Source organism: Pseudomonas sp. FG13 (genome assembly GCF_057809755.1).
Window position 1 is genome coordinate 53,979 of record NZ_JBMDKO010000024.1, and the last position, 12,546, is coordinate 66,524.

The 12,546-nt window shown below is 59.7% G+C and carries 11 protein-coding genes; 10 read left to right on the plus strand and 1 reads right to left on the minus strand.

Going from position 1 to position 12,546, the window contains the following annotated elements; translation table 11 throughout:
• Window positions 1–20 precede the first annotated feature (20 nt).
• From ACODTO_RS18915 to ACODTO_RS18960, 10 genes are all read left to right on the plus strand, one after another.
• Window positions 21–1,031 carry an ArsJ-associated glyceraldehyde-3-phosphate dehydrogenase gene (locus ACODTO_RS18915; protein ID WP_175362850.1) on the plus strand — a complete coding sequence of 337 codons (1,011 nt, stop codon included), beginning with the start codon at window positions 21–23 and terminating at the stop codon, window positions 1,029–1,031.
• Complete coding sequence (gene arsJ, locus ACODTO_RS18920; protein ID WP_489106894.1) at window positions 1,028–2,245, plus strand: organoarsenical effux MFS transporter ArsJ; 1,218 nt, start codon at window positions 1,028–1,030, stop codon at window positions 2,243–2,245. Before ACODTO_RS18915 ends, arsJ begins: the two co-directional genes overlap by 4 nt.
• A gap of 235 nt (window positions 2,246–2,480) precedes the next feature.
• Window positions 2,481–3,212, plus strand: coding sequence for a GntR family transcriptional regulator (locus tag ACODTO_RS18925; RefSeq protein WP_139650007.1), 732 nt, complete (start codon window positions 2,481–2,483; stop codon window positions 3,210–3,212).
• A gap of 133 nt (window positions 3,213–3,345) precedes the next feature.
• Window positions 3,346–4,635: an MFS transporter gene (locus ACODTO_RS18930; protein ID WP_175362848.1), complete on the plus strand. Its 1,290-nt coding sequence runs from the start codon at window positions 3,346–3,348 to the stop codon at window positions 4,633–4,635.
• The gene (locus ACODTO_RS18935; RefSeq protein ID WP_489106895.1) at window positions 4,628–5,458 is read left to right on the plus strand and encodes an amidohydrolase family protein; all 831 of its coding nucleotides are present in this window, start codon (window positions 4,628–4,630) and stop codon (window positions 5,456–5,458) included. The genes ACODTO_RS18930 and ACODTO_RS18935 overlap by 8 nt, the downstream gene beginning before the upstream one ends.
• A gap of 192 nt (window positions 5,459–5,650) precedes the next feature.
• Complete coding sequence (locus ACODTO_RS18940) at window positions 5,651–7,825, plus strand: PAS domain-containing sensor histidine kinase (protein ID WP_175386526.1); 2,175 nt, start codon at window positions 5,651–5,653, stop codon at window positions 7,823–7,825.
• A gap of 2 nt (window positions 7,826–7,827) precedes the next feature.
• On the plus strand, window positions 7,828–8,202 hold the full coding sequence (locus ACODTO_RS18945; protein WP_175386528.1) for a response regulator: 375 nt from the start codon (window positions 7,828–7,830) through the stop codon (window positions 8,200–8,202).
• Between the two features lie 264 nt (window positions 8,203–8,466).
• On the plus strand, window positions 8,467–9,564 hold the full coding sequence (locus tag ACODTO_RS18950) for a hypothetical protein (RefSeq protein ID WP_175362845.1): 1,098 nt from the start codon (window positions 8,467–8,469) through the stop codon (window positions 9,562–9,564).
• A 108-nt stretch (window positions 9,565–9,672) separates the two neighbouring features.
• Entirely contained in the window at window positions 9,673–10,191 is a 519-nt protein-coding gene (locus tag ACODTO_RS18955) for a hypothetical protein (protein WP_139649994.1), read from the plus strand.
• 180 nt (window positions 10,192–10,371) lie between these two features.
• Window positions 10,372–11,322 (plus strand): bifunctional helix-turn-helix transcriptional regulator/GNAT family N-acetyltransferase, encoded by a 951-nt coding sequence (locus ACODTO_RS18960; protein WP_489106896.1) that lies wholly within the window; start codon window positions 10,372–10,374, stop codon window positions 11,320–11,322.
• Between the two features lie 54 nt (window positions 11,323–11,376).
• On the opposite strand, the gene ACODTO_RS18965 is transcribed toward ACODTO_RS18960, so the two are convergent.
• Window positions 11,377–12,312 carry a hypothetical protein gene (locus ACODTO_RS18965; protein WP_489106897.1) on the minus strand — a complete coding sequence of 312 codons (936 nt, stop codon included), beginning with the start codon at window positions 12,310–12,312 and terminating at the stop codon, window positions 11,377–11,379.
• Window positions 12,313–12,546 lie beyond the last annotated feature (234 nt).

Genomic DNA, 12,546 nt, shown 5'->3' on the forward strand with positions numbered 1-12,546 from the left:
CGCATATGGATTCGAACAACATGACGATCAAAGTGGGAATCAATGGTTTTGGCCGGATTGGTCGTCTCGCACTGCGGGCCGCCTGGCATTGGCCCGAGTTCGAGTTTGTGCAGGTCAACGACCCGGCCGGTGACGCGGCCACCCATGCGCATCTGTTGAACTTCGACTCCGTGCACGGCCGCTGGAACCACCAGGCCGATGCAGACGGCGATGACATCGTCATCGAGGGCAAGCGGATCAAGGTGACGGCCCACAAGACCATTGCCGACACCGACTGGTCAGGCTGCGATCTGGTGATCGAGGCCAGTGGCAAGATGAAGACCGTCGCGGTGCTTCAGGCTTACCTCGACCAAGGCGTGAAGCGGGTGGTGGTCAGCGCGCCGGTGAAGGAAAAGGGCGCGCTGAACATCGTCATGGGGGTCAATCACCACCTGTTCAAACCCGCTGAACATCCCATCGTCACCGCCGCCTCCTGCACCACCAACTGCCTGGCCCCGGTGGTCAAGGTCATCCATGAAAAGCTCGGCATCCGCCACGGCTCGATCACCACCATCCATGACCTGACGAACACCCAGAGCCTGCTCGATCAACCCCACAAGGACCTGCGCCGTGCCCGTGCCTCGGGCCTTAGCCTGATCCCGACCAGCACTGGCTCGGCCACCGCCATCGCGGAAATCTTCCCCGAGTTGCGCGGGCGCCTGAACGGTCACGCCGTGCGGGTGCCACTGGCAAATGCTTCGCTGACCGATTGCGTCTTCGAGGTCGAGCGAGCCACTACGGTCGAAGAGGTGAATCAATGGCTCAAGGACGCCGCCGAGAACGAGTTGAAAGGCATCCTCGGTTTCGAAGAGCGGCCGCTGGTGTCCATCGACTACCGGACCGACCCGCGCTCATCCATCATCGATGCGCTGTCGACTCTGGTCATCAACGGTACCCAGGTCAAGCTCTACGCCTGGTACGACAATGAGTGGGGCTATGCCAACCGCACCGTCGAGCTGGCGCGGATGGCTGGTCTGGCCGGGCATTCATGAAGTCACTGGCGGCCCTCGCTCCGGAAGTGCGGCAATACCTGCTCGTCACGGGTAACTACTGGGCGTTCACCCTCACCGACGGTGCCTTGCGCATGTTGGTGGTGCTGCACTTTCACGCGTTGGGCTACAGCCCGCTGCAAATCGCTGCGTTGTTCCTGTTCTATGAACTCTTCGGCGTCATCACCAACCTGGTGGGCGGCTATCTCGGTGCCCGGCTGGGTTTGAACCGCACCATGAACATCGGCCTGGGCATGCAGGTCGTGGCATTGCTCATGTTGACGGTGCCGGCAGTGTGGCTGACCGTTCCCTGGGTCATGGCAGCCCAGGCTTTGTCCGGGATCGCCAAGGACCTGAACAAGATGAGTGCCAAAAGCACCCTCAAGCTTCTGGTCCCCAACGAGCAACAGGGCACGCTCTACCGGTGGGTGGCGATGCTCACCGGTTCGAAAAATGCCCTCAAGGGCGTTGGTTTTTTCCTCGGCGGGGCCTTGCTGGCGTCGATGGGGTTCAGGGGCGCGCTGCTGGCGATGGCCAGTGCATTGGCGCTGATCTGGATCGGTAGCCTGATTTTGCTGAAAAGGGACCTGGGCAAGGCAAAAGCCAAGCCCAAGTTCCGCGACCTGCTGTCCAAGAGCCCCGCGATCAATATCCTGTCGGCGGCGCGGCTGTTCTTGTTCGGTGCCCGCGACGTCTGGTTCGTGGTGGCCTTGCCGGTCTACCTGAGCAGCGTCTTTGCCTGGGACTTCTGGAAGGTCGGCGGTTTCCTCGCCGCCTGGGTGATCGGCTACGGCCTCGTGCAATCGTTGGCGCCCTACATCACTGGCAAAAAACGGGGGCATGTACCGGACGGCCGTGGCGCGTTCCTCTGGGCGCTGGCACTGGCTGGCCTGCCGATGACTATTGCGCTGGGCCTGGGCACCGGGCTGTCGCAACCGATGGTGCTGCTCGGCGGACTGGCAGTGTTTGGTGCATTGTTCGCGGTGAATTCCTCCCTGCACAGCTATCTGATCGTGTCCTATGCCAAGGAGGACGGCGTATCACTGGACGTGGGCTTTTATTACATGTCCAACGCCATGGGCCGATTGATCGGCACGCTGCTTTCCGGTTGGGTCTATCAAATCCACGGACTGGAAGCATGTCTGTGGATTTCCAGCGGCTTTGTCCTCCTCGCCGCCCTCATTTCCATGGCATTGCCTCGTCACGCGGGATATTGATCAAGGACGCGGTCGGCCTTCCAGCACAGAAAACACGGCCACGCCCGGCAGCATGGCCAAGGTGTGAAGTTCAGTCAGTCGCCGCTCATCAAGCTTCCCCGATCAGGGATCCGGGCCACTCGAAGCACGCCATTCGTCAGCCATACACCGAGGCCATTCTTGACAACCTCGCTGCCTGGGCAAATACTCGGCGCATATTCATATATATGACTAGATAACAAGGTGAATAAAGTCGATGAAAGCCCTCTCTAGTGATGTCCGCCTGCCGCTTTATCAACGCCTGCGAGACCAGTTGGCTGAACAGATTGCCAATAATCGCTGGCGTCCGGGAGAAGCGATTCCCACCGAGGCAGCCCTTTCGGCGGAGTATCAGTTGTCTACCGGTACCGTGCGCAAGGCGATCGATGCGTTGGTCAGCGAGGGCGTTCTGGAGCGTCAGCAGGGGCGCGGTACCTTTATTCGCCGTCCTCAGTTCCAGTCTTCGTTGTTCCGATTCTTCCGGTTTCAAAGCGCGTCGGGCGAACGTCGGGTCCCGGAGAGCCGCATCTTGTCCATCGAGCCGGTGGCTGCGCCGTCGGCGGTGGCGCAGGCGTTGGGATTGCCCGTCGACGCACCGGTGATCCGCATCGTTCGTGTACGGCTGCTGGAGGTCGAGCCGGTGCTCGCCGAAGAAATCTGGTTGCCGCGTAGTCGCTTTCAACCGCTGCTCGACATCGACCTTAGCCAGAAAGGGCCGCTGCTTTATCCCATCTACGAAGAAACCTGCGGTCAGGTTGTCGCCTATGCCGAAGAAACCCTCACCGCCGAATCGGTGAATGACGTTCACGCCCGGTTGCTGCAAGTGCCGGTCAACAGCCCGGTCGTGGTGATCGAGCGTCTGGCGCGGGACTACGCCGGCAACCCGCTGGAGTGGCGACGCTCCCGCGGGCATGCCGAGCATTTCCGCTACAGCGTGGAAATTCGTTGACCGTGGCGGATTAGCGGTCACCCGGCGGCGAGTCGTTCGCCGCGGCTTTTACTGTTGTGTTTGCCATCACTGGCCCTGTAGCGGCGCGGTTCGCTCTCGGCTGCCTTTCGTTCTGCTTATAAGGATAAAAATCATGTTCAGTTGGTATCGCCAAGTCACTGCGCGGGAGCGCAAAACGTTTTGGGCCTGTTTCGGCGGATGGTCGCTCGACGCGCTGGAAGTACAGATGTTTGGCCTGGCGATACCGGCGCTGATCGCGGCATTTGCCTTGTCCAAGGGCGATGCGGGGCTGATCAGCGGCGTGACCCTGGTGACCTCGGCTCTCGGCGGCTGGGTCGGCGGCACGTTGTCGGACCGCTACGGCAGGGTGCGCACGCTGCAATGGATGATTCTGTGGTTCTCGTTCTTCACCTTTCTGTCCGCGTTCGTCACCGGCTTTCACCAGTTGCTGATCGTCAAGGCGCTGCAGGGATTCGGAATTGGTGGCGAGTGGGCCGCCGGTGCGGTGCTGATGGCCGAAACCATCAATCCCAAGTACCGCGGGAAGGTCATGGGCACGGTACAAAGCGCCTGGGCGGTGGGTTGGGGCCTGGCGGTCGGTGTCTTCACGCTGATCTACTCGTTCGTACCCCAGGACATGGCTTGGCGGGTAATGTTCATCGTCGGCCTGCTGCCGTCGTTCCTGATCATTTGGGTCCGGCGTAACGTCGAGGAGCCGGACAGTTTCCAGCGCCTGCAAAAAGAACAGGCCATCCCGCAGAGCTTCTTCAAATCCCTGGCTGGCATCTTTCGTCCTGAACTGATCCGCGTGACGCTGTTTGGTGGGTTGCTGGGGCTGGGCGCACACGGTGGTTATCACGCGGTGATGACCTGGCTGCCGACCTTCCTCAAGACCGAACGTAACCTGTCGGTACTCAATTCCGGCGGTTACCTGGCCGTCATCATCTTTGCCTTCTGGTGTGGCTGCGTGGTCAGCGGCTTGTTGATTGATCGCATCGGCCGTCGCAAGAACATCGTGCTGTTCGCGCTGTGCTGTGTCGTGACCGTGCAGTGCTATGTGTTCCTGCCGTTGAGCAACACCCAGATGCTGTTCCTGGGGTTCCCGCTCGGTTTCTTCGCCGCCGGCATTCCGGCGAGCCTCGGGGCGCTGTTCAACGAGTTGTACCCGGCGGATGTGCGTGGCGCTGGCGTGGGGTTCTGCTACAACTTCGGCCGGGTACTCTCGGCGGTCTTTCCCTTCCTGGTCGGCCACATGAGCGACTCCATGTCCCTGGGCTCAGCCATCGGCATCGACGCCGGGATAGCCTACGGCGTGGCGGTGCTCGCGGCGCTGTGTCTTCCGGAAACCCGCGGGCGCAACCTTCAAGCCTCCACTGCATCGGCAAACGCCACGGTCGACGGTAACGAGAGCGCCCATGCCTGACACCTTTGCTACGCCAATCACCGGCATCGATTCCCATGCCCACGTGTTCAGTCGTGGGCTGGAGCTGACCGTCGAACGACGCTACACACCTGACTATGACGCGACGCTTGACCAATACCTGCAGCACTTGCAAGCCCATGGCCTGAGCCATGGCGTCCTGGTGCAACCCAGCTTTCTTGGCACCGATAACCGCTATCTGCTGGCCGCGCTCCAGCAGGCTCCGCAGCAGTTGCGCGGGGTTGTGGTGCTGGAGCCAGGTATCAGCCGTGCCGTGATGGATGACATGGCCCGACTGGGTGTGGTCGGTGTTCGCCTGAATCTGATGGGCAAGGACCTGCCTGATTTTCGTGACGCAGCCTGGCAGGATTTTTTCGGCCATCTGGCTGCGCTGGACTGGCATGTCGAGTTACACCGCAACCTGGCGGACTTACCGGGGCTGATCCACCAACTGATGCCGTTTGGCATCAGGCTGGTGGTGGATCACTTCGGTCGGCCGGATTCGCGCCTGGGTATCGACCAACCGGGTTTTACCGAATTGCTGGAGCTGGGCTTGAGCGGACAAGTCTGGATGAAGGTATCCGGTATTTACCGATTGGCGGGGACGGATCAACAGAACCTCGAATTTGCCCGAGCCTCGTTGGTCTTGCTCGAGCGCAGCTTCGGCCCGCAACGGCTGGTATGGGGCAGTGACTGGCCGCATACGCAACATGAACACAGCGTTGGGTTCGAGACGGTGATGGCGCAGTTGCGGGCATTGGACTGTTCGGCATCGCTGATGCAAGCGCTGATGCTGCAAACGCCTCAAGAGCTGTTCGGTTTTTGACCTCCCGGGACGGGGGTATCCAGTCAATCTGAACTCGTACGACGAATAGGGATCTAGACTCCATTGTCGCTGTATGCAAGATCCCCCCACCTGACTTCAGAGTGCGTTATTCGAGCCGGCACCGCCGACACGGGCATACGCATGGGGCGATGGACAGCAAGGGCGCTTAGCCAGGTGGATTGAGGATCACTGATGTCAAACGTTGAAGAACTTCCCAGGGAAGCGCTGGTGCCGAGCGAGTACGAAAGCCTGGTCTCGATGGGGGTAAACGCGCTCGAGGCCATTCCCGGTGCGGTGTACCTGTGCGACCGCGAGGGTTGGCTCGTCAGGTACAACAGTGAGGCGGCTGAACTGTGGGGGCGCAAGCCGGAGCTCGGCGTGAACGGTGATCGCTTCTGCGGTTCCCATCGGTTGTTCTTGAGCGACGGTACGCCGCTGGCGTTTGTGGACTGCCCGACGGCCTCGGCGCTCAGTACCGGTGAGGTGACGCGCAACCAGGAAATCGTCATCCAGCGCCCGGACGGGTCGCGGTTTGTGGCACTCATGAACATCCGGGCCCTGAGAGACCGGCGTGGCGTCATCCAAGGGGCGATCAATTGCTTCCAGGACATCTCTGCACAGCACGCCCTGGCTGAGGAGCTTCGGCGCAAGAGCGCCGACCTTGAAGATTTCTTCGACAACAGCGCCGTGGGTCTGCATATCGTCAGTGGCGAGGGCATCATCCTGCGCGCCAACAAGGCCGAACTGGCTCTGCTGGGTTACTCGGAAGAGGAATACATCGGCCGCCCTATCACCGAGTTTCATGTCGATGAGCCGGTCATTGGCGACATTCTCAATAAACTGAGCAGCGGTGATTGCCTGGAGAGCTATCCGGCGCGCTTGCGGGCCAAGGATGGCTCCATCAAGCATGTTTCGATTACTTCCAATGGGCGGTTCGAGGAGGGGAAACTCTTCAACACCCGCTGTTTCACCATCGACATGACGTGTGTTCATGCCGCCGAGGCGGCGCGCCAGGAGAGCGATGACAGGCTTTCGGCCACCTACGAGGCGGCGACCATCGGGATTGCCGAGGCCGACGAGGACGGTCGGCTGTTGCGGGTAAACGATGCCCTCTGCCGTATGCTGGGCCGCACTCGCGAACAACTGCTGGCGATGACATTCCTGGACTATACCCACCCGGACAGTGTCGGGCAGGACGCCGCCCTGTACGCTCGCCAGGTTGCCGGTGAACTGGACAATTATGTGCTGCGCAAGCGCGCGTTCAAGCTCGATGGCGAGATTGTCTACCTCGACATACACAGTTCGTCGGTACGCGATGCGGGCGGCGAGTTCCGCTATGGCGTGCGGGTGTTGCAGGACGTCACCCTCGCGCAGCGCATGGAAAACCAGGTTCGCGAGAGCGAGCGGCAGCTGCGCAATGTGCTCGAAGCACTGCCCGCAGCGGTCTATACCACCGACGCCGAAGGCCGTATCACGTTCTACAATCGCGCGGCTGTGGAATTGTCCGGACGCACTCCCGAGCTGGGTGACATGTGGTGCGTGACCTGGAAACTGTTCAATACCGACGGAAGTCCGCTTCCCCACGACCAATGCCCCATGGCCGTGGCGTTGAAGGAGAACCGTGCGATTCGCGGGGCCGAGGCCATCGCCCAACGCCCGGATGGCTCCCGTGTGCCGTTCAATCCCTATCCCACGCCCCTGCATGATGCCGATGGCAACCTCGTGGGCGCGATCAATATGCTGGTGGACATTACCGAGCGAAAGCAGGCAGAGAACCGGCAGAAGACGTTGATCGACGAGCTCAATCACCGGGTCAAGAACACCCTGGCCACGGTGCAATCCCTGGCCGCCCAGACCGCGCGCAACGCGGAGGATGCAAAAGACGGCTACCGTCGCTTCGAAGCAAGGCTGCTGGCGTTGTCGCGGGCCCATGACCTGTTGACGAAGCGGCACTGGGAAAATACGCCCCTGGACGCCCTGGCCAAGGAAGTGCTGATGCCGGTCTTCGGGCTCGAGCCCGATCGCATCACGATCGAGGGTGCGACCATCGACGTCGGCACACGGGTGGCGCTCAACTTCACGATGACCCTCAATGAACTGGCGATCAACGCGCTGAAATATGGCTCGATGTCCGTCGAGACAGGCTCGCTTTCGGTGACCTGGGACCTGCAACCCCAGCCAAACGGCACCTTGTTGACCCTGGATTGGCGGGAGCAGGGCGGACCGCCCGTGGCTCGACCGGAGCGGGAAGGGCTGGGCTCGCGCCTGATGAAACGCTGCATCGAGCGCGATTTGGGCGGCCAGTTCGACCTGACCTTCGCCCCGGAGGGCGTTTACTGCCGCTTCTCGTTTCTGATCGGAGCCTAGGCATGCCTCCGTTCGCTGGAGTCAAGGTGCTCGTGGTCGAGGACGAAGGCGCGATTGCCATGTTGATCGAGGAAATGCTGGAGGACCTGGGCTGCGAAATCGTGGCCTCGGTCGCCCGGCTCGCGACGGCGCGGGACGAGGCCAGCGCGGCGCACATCGATCTGGCCATTCTGGACGTCAACCTGGCCGGCGAACGGGTTTTTCCGGTGGCCGAAATCCTGCGCGATCGCGGCATCCCGTTCTTGTTCAGCACCGGATACGGCGCCAGCGGAGTGCCAGGCGAATTCGCCGGGTACCCGGTTTTGCATAAGCCGTTTTCGGAAAGCGAATTGCTGCAGCGGATGACCCAGGCGTTGAGGCATCGGGCGTCGACGTGATACTCCTGCGCAATGACCCAGCGCCATTGCGAGCAGGCTCGCTCCCACATTATTCGAGGTTTCCAGGAAAATCGGACTCATCACAAAACCTGTGGGAGCGAGCCTGCTCGCGATGACGGTGGCACATTTAATACCCATGCAAACTGACCCAGCGCTTCCCGGGCAGCTTCCCTCAACGCAGAATGCGTCGCCCGCTGAGCGCATTTGGACAACGCCGCTATTTTCTTCTGATTGATCTGCTGGGAGTCGACTCCGGTGCTAGCCTTGTTCAACGCATCCAAGGAGGTGAGCGCCGTGTCCAATTGCAAGAAGTGCCACTACCCGGTCAGCGACCTGTTCATGTACTGCCCTTATTGCAATACGTTACTGGACGACGCTTCAGCCTCTCTACCAAGCGCCTCTCCACCGAGCAGCGCAACGATCAAACATGTCGCACGCGTCACGCCGAAAATTGCCATCGGTAAGGTTCGAATCGAAGGGCTGGGCGAGATGGATCCGCCGGAAGGGGTGACCCCGCCGTTCAATTTCAATCCAACCCCCGGCGGAACCGGTGCACTCGGCCGGCTTGTTGATTCAAAGGGGCGTGGTTGGTATCTGATGAGAAATCGACCTCACTCCAGCCTTTACCATTGGCGCAAGATCTTCAGGGCCAAGCGCAAAGGGGGCGGCTTCCACATGACGATGCGGCTTGAGCGCGAGCAGCCTTCGATGCACCAGATCGCCGCCGACTGGAACCATCGCCAATGGGCGGTTGATGAGTCGGGCTACAGTAATATGTCGCTGGAACAAGCGCTGGTGGGCACCGGCCGCAATGCCGATAAGCGCAAGTCCCAAGGCAGCGTCATGGCGAAGTTTTTCGTTGCCGTCGCTAACGGTACGGCGTTCGGCCTGCTGCCCCCCTTGAGCAGCGTCACTGTTGAAGACGCAAGGAGGGCAGTGGAATTGATCGAAAGTGGGTCGCTGTCGGCATCGCGCTATGCCGTCCGCGACGATCAGGAATGGCTTCATCTGCGCGGCCATGGTCTCGGTGGCAGGGAAGAGCCCAGTAATCTGGTCGCGGGCAGTCACGGAGCCAACAGTGAAATGGCAGCCATCGAAATGGTGCTCCAGCAATTCGATGGCAAGCGGCCCCTGACCTACAGCGTCAAGGCAGACTGCATCCCCGGAACACTGATCAGCACCCTGATTACCATGGAAGTGCTGCTGAACGGCACGCGAATCTTCTCGCAGGTGATCAACGCAGCTCGCCTGCGACTTTCTTTATCTGAGTATGCTCATATCCAGGATGAACTGGTGAATCGTATCGTGACCGATGGCCGCAAAGGGCGTGAAACGGTGTTTGTACCGGCGTCGACGAGTTGAATGACCTTCCTTGGGGAATAAGCTCCTGTGGGTAATGGGGGCTAATCAATCCTGCTGTCGATGCGCTAATATCCGCGCTCACCTCCCGTATCCCGGACTTTCTCCTCCATGAAATTGCACCTGCTGACTGCCAGTCTGTTCCTCGCCTGTACCCTGACTCACGCCGCCGAGCCGAAGTCCCTTCCAAAGCCTTTGGAGGAACAGGTCGGGCATCTGGTGGCACTCCTCAAGGACAGCTATGCCACCGGCTACCCTGAAGCGACGCTGGTACAGACACTGGATACTGGGGAGGACAGCGAAGTAACGCTTGCGGTGTTCACCATTGAAGGTTTTGGCATGGGCAACAATTACAGCCAATACCTGGCGGTTTTCAACCCTGAAGAGAACGAAGAGGGCAAGCAACGCTACAACTTGCTCGACGTAATGCGCATTGGTGGTGACAGCTGGCGTTCGATCGACAAGCTGGATGCCAAACTGGTCAGTGATCCGACAGGTGAGCAGACGTTGATCGATATTCCGGTTATGGAGAATACCGACGACGATGCGCCGAATTTTCCTAGCCGGGCGGCCACCATTCACCTGTCGCTGGACGGGTCGCAGGCGCTCCGGTTGGTGGAGTTGAAATAGGGGCAGTGTCAGGCCTGGCCCTGAAAATTCAGTTCCTGACGTCAGCGCCGCGTCGGTCAGGTTGCGCGCATTTCTTGAGCCGGCCTGCCAGGAATAAAGTTCGAATGAAAGCACCTCATGCCCAGGGTTAAGTTGGTTGTGCTATACAACTAACTGCATATTTCTGCTGAGGTGTGTGCCATGGGCCATTTCCCGCATGACCTGATCCACCACATCCGTTCGGCGTCGCGCCTCATGGTGCGAGAACTGGGATTCATGAATGCCACGCTGGCGGCTACGGCGTATCCGCCCTCATCCGTGCACGCCATCGTCGAGATCGGGAGCCGGAAGGTGCTGACGGCTGCCGAGCTGGTCGAGCTCCTTGGGCTGGAAAAGTCCAGTGTGAGCCGCATGGTTCGCAAGCTCATCGAGGCGGGTGAGCTCGAAGAGGTTCCCAATGGGGCTGACGCACGCTCCAAGCACCTGCGACTCACTGCGCAGGGCGCCAAAACCCTGCGCTCCATCGATCGCTTCGCCACGCAGCAGGTAGAAGCGGCCATGTCTCACTTGAGCGAGGAACAACGCCGGACAGTCCGTGAAGGCATCGCTCACTATGCTGTCGCACTTCGCGCGCATCGACTCGGTGCTGAAGTGTCATCCCCGGTGCCATTGGACATTGCCCGCGGCTACCGCCCCGGCATCATCGGCCGCATTGTCCAGATGCATGCGGATTATTACGCCCGGCATTCGGATTTCGGCCAGCCCTTCGAAAGCCTGGTGGCCTCGGACATGGCCGAACTGATGGGGCGTTTGCACAACCCACGCAATGAGGTCTGGGTGGCCCTGGAGGGTGAGCGCATTGTCGGCTCGATTGCCATTGACGGTGAAGGCGAAGGGGGTGAAGCGATCCTGCGCTGTTTCATTCTCGACGACTGCGCCCGGGGCAAGGGGGCAGGCAGGCGCCTGTTGGCCGAAGCGATGAAGTTCTGTGACCAGTGGCAGTTTCCTGCTACCCGGCTCTGGACATTCCAGGGGCTCGATGCAGCCCGCAGGTTATATGAAGATTTCGGTTTCAGATTGGAACATGAGCAGGAAGGGCAGCAGTGGGGGCGGCGGGTCATGGAACAGTGTTTTGTGCGCCCCTTTTTGTAAGGTCGCCCACTATCCGGAAATCCTACAAGGTCGTGCGGGATTCAATTGCCCTGATTATCCGGCTTTATCTCCAGTTTCCGGTTTGGGTTGAGTGATGAGTCTCGTGTTGCGTTCGATGATGATCGAGTCATTGGGGATTTCCAGCCGGATAGCCGTATCTGCGGTACGCATTTCAATCAGTGTCGAGTTGCCAACCCCGCGGAACACCACGGTCGCATTTTCAAAGGTTTTATAGTCTTGCAAGGGTGAGTCCTGGGGAGCAGGCAGTAAGTTGGCATAAGGCGGCTTTACCAGAATCGTCGCTCGTTCGATGCGTATCTTTGCCAGGCTCATGGCGGTTTGCAGTAAGTCCGAGGTGACGCCGCCCATGAGAATGGGGGTCAGGATGAGGAGTCCGGCGATCATCGCCCTGAGTCTTTTCATGGGTTTCACATCGACCCGGACGTCTGTCTCGGAAGACTCGGTATCGGCTATTTTCGAGGGCGGTCCGTAAGCGGCTTTGATCTTGTTGTTCTGCTGTAAGAAGGCCGAATAAACGACGTATTGAAAGATTGGCAACAGAACGAGAGGGATATGTTCCAGGGGATTCTTGCGCGCAAGAAAATAAATGGTCACCACACCACAGATGCCAAAAAACACCGTCAGGAACGTTATTTTTTGTAGTTTCAGTTCCGCTTTGGACTTTTCAGCACGGAATATCGTTGTCACCCAGATGAGAAATCTCAGCACCGGTACGAACATTGGTGCAAGCAACACGCCCGCAGCCGTGACGGACACCGAAAAGTAAAGGCAGATGACCCCGAAACAGAACGCCGCGACCAAAAACAGCAGGCTGTCTCCGATGGAAACGCCTTGCGGGTAATGGCCATTGCCGAGCAGGTAGCTGACGATGCACGTCCCGCCAGTCAGTAAGCCAACTTTCGCCGCCAGGGAAAGCAGCTTCGTTGCCAGATCAATTTGCTTTTCCAGTTCACTCGTTGCTTCCCGCATCCTGCGTTTCTCATGAGCTATATGAATGAGTGGGTTTAGAGCTGTTTTCGCCAATGTGCAAGTCGCCGGCAATGGGTTATAAGACAAGTTCCCGTGGAACGCGGGCGACTTTCACCTCGAGTCGCTTTCAGAACGCGTTTTGTCGTCCATGTGCAATTGCCAGTTCCCGGGAGTGGCAAGCTGTAACGATGCCCCGGATCAGGCGCACCAAGATGCCTGACCGGAGAGCGAGGA

Excerpts from the sequence above, each read along its gene's own strand:
- ACODTO_RS18915 (WP_175362850.1), top strand. The coding sequence starts at position 21 with ATGACGATCAAAGTGGGAATCAATGGTTTTGGCCGGATTGGTCGTCTC.
- arsJ (WP_489106894.1), top strand. The coding sequence starts at position 1,028 with ATGAAGTCACTGGCGGCCCTCGCTCCGGAAGTGCGGCAATACCTGCTC.
- ACODTO_RS18925 (WP_139650007.1), top strand. The coding sequence starts at position 2,481 with ATGAAAGCCCTCTCTAGTGATGTCCGCCTGCCGCTTTATCAACGCCTG.
- ACODTO_RS18930 (WP_175362848.1), top strand. The coding sequence starts at position 3,346 with ATGTTCAGTTGGTATCGCCAAGTCACTGCGCGGGAGCGCAAAACGTTT.
- ACODTO_RS18935 (WP_489106895.1), top strand. The coding sequence starts at position 4,628 with ATGCCTGACACCTTTGCTACGCCAATCACCGGCATCGATTCCCATGCC.
- ACODTO_RS18940 (WP_175386526.1), top strand. The coding sequence starts at position 5,651 with ATGTCAAACGTTGAAGAACTTCCCAGGGAAGCGCTGGTGCCGAGCGAG.
- ACODTO_RS18945 (WP_175386528.1), top strand. The coding sequence starts at position 7,828 with ATGCCTCCGTTCGCTGGAGTCAAGGTGCTCGTGGTCGAGGACGAAGGC.
- ACODTO_RS18955 (WP_139649994.1), top strand. The coding sequence starts at position 9,673 with ATGAAATTGCACCTGCTGACTGCCAGTCTGTTCCTCGCCTGTACCCTG.
- ACODTO_RS18960 (WP_489106896.1), top strand. The coding sequence starts at position 10,372 with ATGGGCCATTTCCCGCATGACCTGATCCACCACATCCGTTCGGCGTCG.
- ACODTO_RS18965 (WP_489106897.1), bottom strand. The coding sequence starts at position 12,312 with ATGCGGGAAGCAACGAGTGAACTGGAAAAGCAAATTGATCTGGCAACG.